The 6,790-nt window shown below is 72.3% G+C and carries 7 protein-coding genes and 1 pseudogene; 4 read left to right on the top strand and 4 right to left on the bottom strand.

The genetic code is table 11. From position 1 onward, the window contains the following. The 3 genes from GTW40_RS19855 to GTW40_RS19865 all read left to right on the top strand — a co-directional run. The coding region (locus GTW40_RS19855; RefSeq protein WP_161181544.1) for a 4-alpha-glucanotransferase at nucleotides 1-868 on the top strand (868 nt) is incomplete at its 5' end. 63 nt (nucleotides 869-931) lie between these two features. Then, nucleotides 932-1,195: a hypothetical protein gene (locus GTW40_RS19860; protein WP_161181545.1), complete on the top strand. Its 264-nt coding sequence runs from the start codon at nucleotides 932-934 to the stop codon at nucleotides 1,193-1,195. Between the two features lie 242 nt (nucleotides 1,196-1,437). Continuing rightward, complete coding sequence (locus GTW40_RS19865; protein ID WP_161181546.1) at nucleotides 1,438-2,886, top strand: FAD-dependent monooxygenase; 1,449 nt, start codon at nucleotides 1,438-1,440, stop codon at nucleotides 2,884-2,886. Nucleotides 2,887-2,892: 6 nt separating this feature from the next. Here the strand turns inward: GTW40_RS19865 and GTW40_RS19870 are convergent, their stop codons facing one another. After that, nucleotides 2,893-3,456, bottom strand: coding sequence for a PadR family transcriptional regulator (locus tag GTW40_RS19870; protein WP_161181547.1), 564 nt, complete (start codon nucleotides 3,454-3,456; stop codon nucleotides 2,893-2,895). A gap of 95 nt (nucleotides 3,457-3,551) precedes the next feature. Here GTW40_RS19870 and GTW40_RS19875 point away from each other — a divergent pair, with 95 nt between their 5' ends. Then, nucleotides 3,552-3,977, top strand: a complete 426-nt coding sequence (locus tag GTW40_RS19875; protein WP_161181548.1) for a nuclear transport factor 2 family protein — start codon at nucleotides 3,552-3,554, stop codon at nucleotides 3,975-3,977. A gap of 16 nt (nucleotides 3,978-3,993) precedes the next feature. Here the strand turns inward: GTW40_RS19875 and GTW40_RS19880 are convergent, their stop codons facing one another. From GTW40_RS19880 to pepN, 3 genes and pseudogenes are all read right to left on the bottom strand, one after another. Next, entirely contained in the window at nucleotides 3,994-4,536 is a 543-nt protein-coding gene (locus GTW40_RS19880; protein ID WP_161181549.1) for a UTRA domain-containing protein, read from the bottom strand. Between the two features lie 56 nt (nucleotides 4,537-4,592). After that, nucleotides 4,593-5,009, bottom strand: a pseudogene (locus tag GTW40_RS19885) (NUDIX hydrolase); the annotation flags it as partial. A gap of 110 nt (nucleotides 5,010-5,119) precedes the next feature. Beyond that, nucleotides 5,120-6,790 (bottom strand): aminopeptidase N (gene pepN / locus GTW40_RS19890; RefSeq protein ID WP_161181550.1); only part of this gene is annotated, 1,671 nt, incomplete at its 5' end.

Raw genomic sequence — 6,790 nt, forward strand, 5'->3', positions numbered from 1 at the left:
GCGCGGCCAGGACTGGGGCCTGCCGCCCTGGCGCCCCGACCGCCTCGCCGCCTCGGGCCACGCGCCGTACCGCCGCCTGCTGCGCGCCCTGTTCCGCTACGCGGGCGCCGTCCGCATCGACCATGTGATGGGCCTGTTCCGGCTCTGGTGGGTGCCCGAGGGCAGCCCGCCCACCGAGGGCACCTACGTCCGCTACGACGCCGACGCCATGCTCGCCCTCCTCGCCCTGGAGGCGTCCCGCGCCGGGTCGCTGGTGATCGGCGAGGACCTCGGCACGGTCGAGCCGGGCGTGCGCGAGACGCTGCGGCGGCACGGGGTGCTCGGCACCTCCGTGCTGTGGTTCGAGCGGGACTGGGAGGGCGACGGCCACCCGCTGCCGCCCGAGCGCTGGCGCTCCGACTGCCTGGCCACCGCCACCACCCACGATCTGCCGCCCACCGCCGCCCGGCTCACCGGCGAGCACGTCGACCTGCGCGACCGGCTCGGCCTGCTGACCCGCCCGGCCGCCGACGAGCGCGCGGAGGCGGTCGCGGACACGGCGGAGTGGCTCGCCCTGCTCGGCAGCCTCGGTCTGCTCGACAGCCCGGCCGCCGGGCCGCCCGGCACCGACGAGGCGGCCGAGATCGAGGGGTTCCACCGCTTCCTGCTGCGCACCCCGGCCCGGATGATCGGCGTCTGGCTCCCCGACGGCATCGGCGACCGCCGCCCGCAGAACGTGCCGGGCACCTGGGACGAGTACCCCAACTGGCGCCTGCCGGTCTCCGACGCGGCGGGCGCCCCGGTGGCCCTGGAGACCCTGACGACGTCACCCCGGCTGCGGGCCCTCCTGGAGGTGGTGCGGGCCGGTCTCGCGGCCCCGGGGGCGTGAGCCAGGTGTTGAGTACGGCACCCCGGGCGCGCGGGCCCGGGGGCCGTTCGCTAGTTTGGGACCGTGGACAAGAAGAACGCCCTGCGCGCCGGTGCTCTGGCGGCCGGCACGACGCTGATGATGCTGCTCATGTCGTCCCCCGCGCTCGCGCTCACCCGCGACGACGGTGACGACCCCGGCCCCGGTCTGAGCGTCATCGACACCGTCGGCCTCTACGTGCTGCTCCCGATCGGTCTGTTCGTCGTCATCGCCGGACTGGTCGTCATGCTGGACAAGTCGAAGCCCAGTGGCGCCACCTCGTCCAAGTCGTCGTCCGCCAAGGTCTGACGGACCCGCATTCCCACTCTCCGAGGGCGCTGTTCCTCCCGTCCGCGTACGGGTGGGGGCGGCGCCCTCGGCGTTTCCGGCGGGGGCCACCGGCGGTGTCCTACGGCGGGGTTCACCGGTGGTGTTCTACGGCGATGGCCTCCCGCGGTGTTTCCGGCGGGGCGGGGGCGGGCAACCGTATGCCGCCCGGCGCGGCACGCGGCACGCCGTACGGGCGGCACCCGGCGCTCCGAGGAGGCCCCATGGACAGGGACGTGAACGGCCGCGGAGTCGTCGTGGTGGGCGCGGGTCCCACCGGTCTGCTCCTCGCGGGTGACCTCGCGACGGCCGGAATCCCGGTCACCGTCCTCGAGAAGCGCCCGCACCGGATCAGCAACCTCTCCCGCGCCTTCGCCGTCCACGCCCGCACCCTCGAACAGCTCGACGCGCGCGGCCTGGCCGACGAACTGGAGGCTGCCGGACAGCCCCTGACCCGGCTCGGCTTCTTCGGCCGCCTGAGCATCGACCTCTCCGGCCTGCCCTCCCGCTACCGCCACGTCCTGGTGATCCCGCAGTACGAGGTGGAACGGGTCCTGGAGCGGCGCGCCATGGAGGCGGGCGCGGCCTTCCGGTACGAGACCGAGGTGACCGGGCTGACCCAGGACGCCGACGGCGTCACGGTCCTGGCGAGCCGCCCGGACGGCCGTACGGAACGGCTGCGGGCGGCGTACGCGGTGGGCACGGACGGGATGCGCAGCACGGTACGGCGCGCGGTCGGGCTCCCCTTCCCCGGCCGCTCGGTGATCCGCTCCGTGGTCCTCGCGGACGTACTCCTGTCGGAGAAACCCCCGTCGCTGCTCACCGCCAACGCCGTCGGCGACGCCTTCGCCTTCCTCGCGCCCTTCGGCGACGGCTACTACCGGGCGATCGGCTGGCACCGGCGGCACGACGTGCCCGACGACGCGCCCGTGGACCTCGCGGAGATCAAGGAGATCACCCGGCTCGCCCTGGGCCGCGACTACGGCATGCACGACGCCCGCTGGATGTCCCGCTTCCACAGCGACGAACGCCAGGCGCCGTCGTACCGCGTCGGCCGGGTCTTCCTCGCGGGCGACGCGGCCCACGTCCACAGCCCGGCGGGCGGCCAGGGCATGAACACCGGCCTCCAGGACGCGGCCAACCTGAGCTGGAAACTGGCGGCGGTCCTGAACGGCCGGTCCGACCCCGCCCTCCTGGACACCTACGACTCCGAACGCCACCCCGTCGGCCGCGCGGTCCTGCGCAGCAGCGGCGGCATCATCCGCCTGGCGATGGCGAAACACCCCTGGTCCCTGGCGGCCCGCGAGGCCCTGGCGACCCTCCTGTCCGCGTGTCCGCCCCTGCGCCACAAGGCGACCGCGCAGATCACCGGCCTCGGCTACCGCTACCCCGCCCCGCGCGGCGCCCACCCCCTCACCGGCCGCCGGGCCCCGGACATCGCCCTCGCGCGGAACACCCGGCTGTACGAGGCGCTGCGCGGCGGCCACTTCGTGCTGATCACACCGGGGCCGTACGAGGGGGCGCGCCCGGCGAACCTGACGGCGGCGGAGTGGCGCAGCGGCCGTCGTACGACGCTGCTCGTACGCCCGGACGGCTATGTGGCGTGGGCGTCGGACGACGCGGACGCGGGGGAGACGGAGCGGGCGGTGCGGGAGCACGTGGGTCTCGCGTAATCGTGCTTACGGTCGGCTTTGCTGCCGCTCGGTCAGAACGGCGACCGTACGCTCGCACCAGTCACGGTTGCCCTCTTCGTAGGCGAGGCCGCGCAGGCAGGTGAGGTACGGCCCGACGCGCTCGCCGTGGAGCAGGAAGTCCTCCTCGCTCCGGCTGCCCCGGAGGTTGCGCAGCAGCTTGCCGAAGAGGTCGATCTTGGCCTGGGCGAAGGCGGCGCGCTCCTGGAGCCTGGTGATCAGGGCGGTGGTGTCGACGTGGTCGGCGGCCTGGACCTTGACGAGCAGGTCGTCCCGGATGAAGGACGGCTTGTCGGAGGCGCCCGCGAACGTCTCCAGCTCCGCGAGACCGGCGCCGGTCACCTGGAACAGCCGCTTGTTGGGCCGCCCCTCCTGCACCACCTCCCGCCCCGCGACGAGCCCCGCCTGCTCCAGCCGGGTCAGCTCGGCGTAGAGCTGCTGGGGCTGGGCGTACCAGAAGTTGGCCACGCCGACGTCGAACGCCTTGGCCAGCTGGTAGCCGCTGAGTTCGCCGTCGAGGAGCGCGGCGAGAACCGCGTGCCGTAGTGCCATGGGGGGCGCTCCTCACATACCTCTGTCCACTGGGCCTCGGCTCATGCTACTCATATCCATGAGTACTCACATTCATGACTATGAAGGAGTGGCCCGTGAACACCGCCGACCGTTTCCGTACCGCCGTCGACACCCACGACCTCGCCGCCCTGGAGGACCTCTTCACCGACGACATCCGCTTCTACAGCCCGGTGAAGTTCACCCCCTTCGAGGGCAAGCCCCTGGTCCTCGGCCTCTTCGGCGTCCTCCTGCGCACCTTCGAGAACTTCCGCTACATCGGCGACCACACGGGCACCTCCGACACCACGTCCGCCCCCACCCCGGCCCCCTCGTCGGTCCTCCTCTTCCGCGCCGAGGTAGGTGGCCGCGAGATCCACGGCATCGACCTCCTCCACTTCGCCTCCGACGGCCGCATCAAGGAGTTCACGGTCATGGTCCGCCCCCTGTCGGCCGTCCAGACCCTCAGCGCGGCGGTCCTGGCGGGGCTGGTGGCGGACGGGTTGGTCCCGGCGCGGCCGTAGCCGTCACCCGGTCCCGTCACCCGATCCGCATCTCGTAGCGCAGCCGCTGCCGCCGGGCCGGCATGACCATCAGGTCCGCCTGGACGGCCCGTTCGGTGCCGTCCAGCGTGACCCGGCTCAGCAGCAGAACGGGCTCGTCCGGCGCCATCCGCAACAGCTCGCACTCCTCGGCGCCGGGCATCCGCGCGGTCACGTCCTCCCGGACCCGAACGCCCTGCCACCCGAGCCGAGCCAGCAGCGTGACGGCCCCACCGGGAATCTTCCCCCGCTCGGCGAGAGGGGTGCCGCGGGCGACGTCGGCGGGGTAGTAGCTGTCAGTCAACTCACAAGGAACCCCGTCGAGTTCGATGACCCTGCGCCGTACGACGACAGCCTCCCCTCGGGGCACCCCAAGCAGCCCGGCAACCTCCTCCGAAGCGGCCACCTCCCCCGCGTACACGATGCGCTGCCCACCCTTCCCGCCACGCGCCGCCGCCTCCGCACCCCACGCGTCCGACTGCCCCTGCTCCCGAGGCGTCAGATAGGGCATCGAGGTACTGACCCAGCCGCTGTCGCTCATGGTGTCCTCCTGTGTTGGGGGCGTACGGGGGTTCAAGGCCGTTTTGGCCCGTCGGCTCAGCGGATCGCCTCGTCCATGAGGAGGTAGAGCAGTCCGACAAGGGAACCGCTGCTCACGATCTCGCGGCGGTCGATCATGCCCCGGATGTCGGCGAGGGGAATCCACTCGATGCGGTCCGACTCGTTCTTCTCGGTCGGCGGGCCCTCGTACGTCGCTCCGTCGGCGCGGAAGACGTGGTGCTGGGAGTCGGTGATGCCGTTGGCGGGTTCGGCGTAGATCAGGGGCTTGACGGGTGCGGGGCGCCAGCCCGTTTCCTCCAGGACCTCACGGGCGGCCGCGTCGGCGGGAGTTTCGCCCTCCTCGACCAGACCCATGGGGAGTTCCCACGCCCAGGCGTCCGTGATGAAGCGGTGCCGCCACATCATCAGGACCTCGCGGCGCTCGTTGACCACCGCGGCGACGGCCAAGTGGCGGTGGCCCCTCTCGATCGACCTCCAGCATCGTGGAGTGTCGGCCGCCCCCACGACAACGGGCGCCCGGCCAAAAGGCCGGGCGCCCGTCACGCGAACAACCGCAGGGCGAGTTACGCGGAAGCCCCCGCGTCCGCAGCCTGTGCCCGCAGCGCCCGCTCGATGCCCGAGCGGGACTCGGAGACCAGGCGGCGGAGGGCCGCGTTCGGGGTGGCGGAGGAGAGCCAGTCGTCCGTCTTCGTCAGGGTCTCCTCGGAGACCTGGATCGCAGGGTAGAGGCCGACCGCGATCTGCTGGGCCATCTCGTGGGAGCGGGAGTCCCAGGCGTCCTTGAGGACCTCGAAGTAGCGGTCCGTGTAGGGGGCCAGGAGTTCGCGCTGGTCGGTCTGGACGAAGCCGCCGATCACCGCTTCCTGGACGGCGTTGGGGAGCTTGTCGGACTCCACCACCGAGGCCCAGGCTTCCGCCTTCGCCTCGGCGGTCGGGCGGGACGCACGGGCCGTCGCCGCGTGGCGCTCGCCCGCCGCCGTGCGGTCGCGGTCGTACTCCGCCGCGATCTCCGCCTCGTCGAAGCGGCCGACGGCAGCCAGCCGCTGGACGAACGCCCAGCGCAGCTCCGTGTCGACGACCAGGCCCTCGACGGTCTGAGTGCCCTCCAACAGCGCGTCCAGGAGGTCCAGCTGCTCCGGCGTGCGCGCCGTCGCCGCGAAGGCGCGGGCCCAGGCGAGCTGGTGGTCGCTGCCCGGCTCGGCGGTGCGCAGGTGGGTGAGGGTCGCCTCGGTCCAGCGCGTGAGCAGGGCCTCGCGGGCGGCCGGGTCGGCGTAGAGGTCGATGGCCAGCTTCACCTGCCGCTGGAGCGACTGGACGACACCGATGTCGGACTCCTTGGCGATGCCGGAGAGCACCAGGGCGAGGTAGTCGCGGGTGGCGAGTTCGCCGTCGCGGGTCATGTCCCAGGCGGAGGCCCAGCACAGCGCGCGCGGCAGGGACTCCGCGAAGTCGCCGAGGTGCTCGGTGACGACGGCCAGGGACTCCTCGTCCAGGCGGACCTTGGCGTACGACAGGTCGTCGTCGTTGAGCAGGATCACGGCCGGGCGGCGCACGCCGGACAGCTCGGGTACGGCCGTCAGCTCGCCGTCCACGTCCAGCTCGACGCGCTTCACGCGCACCAGCTTGCCCGCGTCGTCCAGGTCGTACAGGCCGATCGCGATGCGGTGCGGACGCAGCGTGGGCTCGCCCTTGGCGCCCACGGGGAGCGCCGGGGCCTCCTGGCGGACCGCGAAGGAGGTGATGACACCGTCGGCGTCCGTCGCGACCTCGGGGCGCAGCACGTTGATGCCCGCCGTCTCCAGCCACTTCTTCGACCAGGTCTTCAGGTCGCGCCCGGAGGTCTCCTCCAGCGCGCCCAGCAGGTCGGACAGACGCGTGTTGCCGAACGCGTGCTGCTTGAAGTACGCCTGCACGCCGTTGAAGAACTCGTCCTCACCGACGTACGCCACGAGCTGCTTCAGCACGGAGGCGCCCTTGGCGTACGTGATGCCGTCGAAGTTGACCAGCACGTCGTCCAGGTCGCGGATGTCCGCCATGATCGGGTGCGTGGACGGCAGCTGGTCCTGGCGGTACGCCCACGTCTTCATGGAGTTGGCGAACGTGGTCCACGAGTGCGGCCACCGCGAGCCCGGCGCGGACGCCTGGCAGGCGATCGAGGTGAAGGTGGCGAACGACTCGTTCAGCCACAGGTCGTTCCACCACTCCATGGTGACCAGGTCGCCGAACCACATGTG

Origin of the sequence: Streptomyces sp. SID4985 (assembly GCF_009863025.1) — a bacterium.
Classification (GTDB): Bacteria; Actinomycetota; Actinomycetes; order Streptomycetales; family Streptomycetaceae; genus Streptomyces.

Bases quoted from the DNA above. Each gene is read 5' to 3' on its own strand.
- GTW40_RS19880 (WP_161181549.1), bottom strand. From the start codon at position 4,536: ATGAGCGACAGCGGCTGGGTCAGTACCTCGATGCCCTATCTGACGCCT.
- GTW40_RS19870 (WP_161181547.1), bottom strand. From the start codon at position 3,456: ATGGCACTACGGCACGCGGTTCTCGCCGCGCTCCTCGACGGCGAACTC.
- GTW40_RS19865 (WP_161181546.1), top strand. From the start codon at position 1,438: ATGGACAGGGACGTGAACGGCCGCGGAGTCGTCGTGGTGGGCGCGGGT.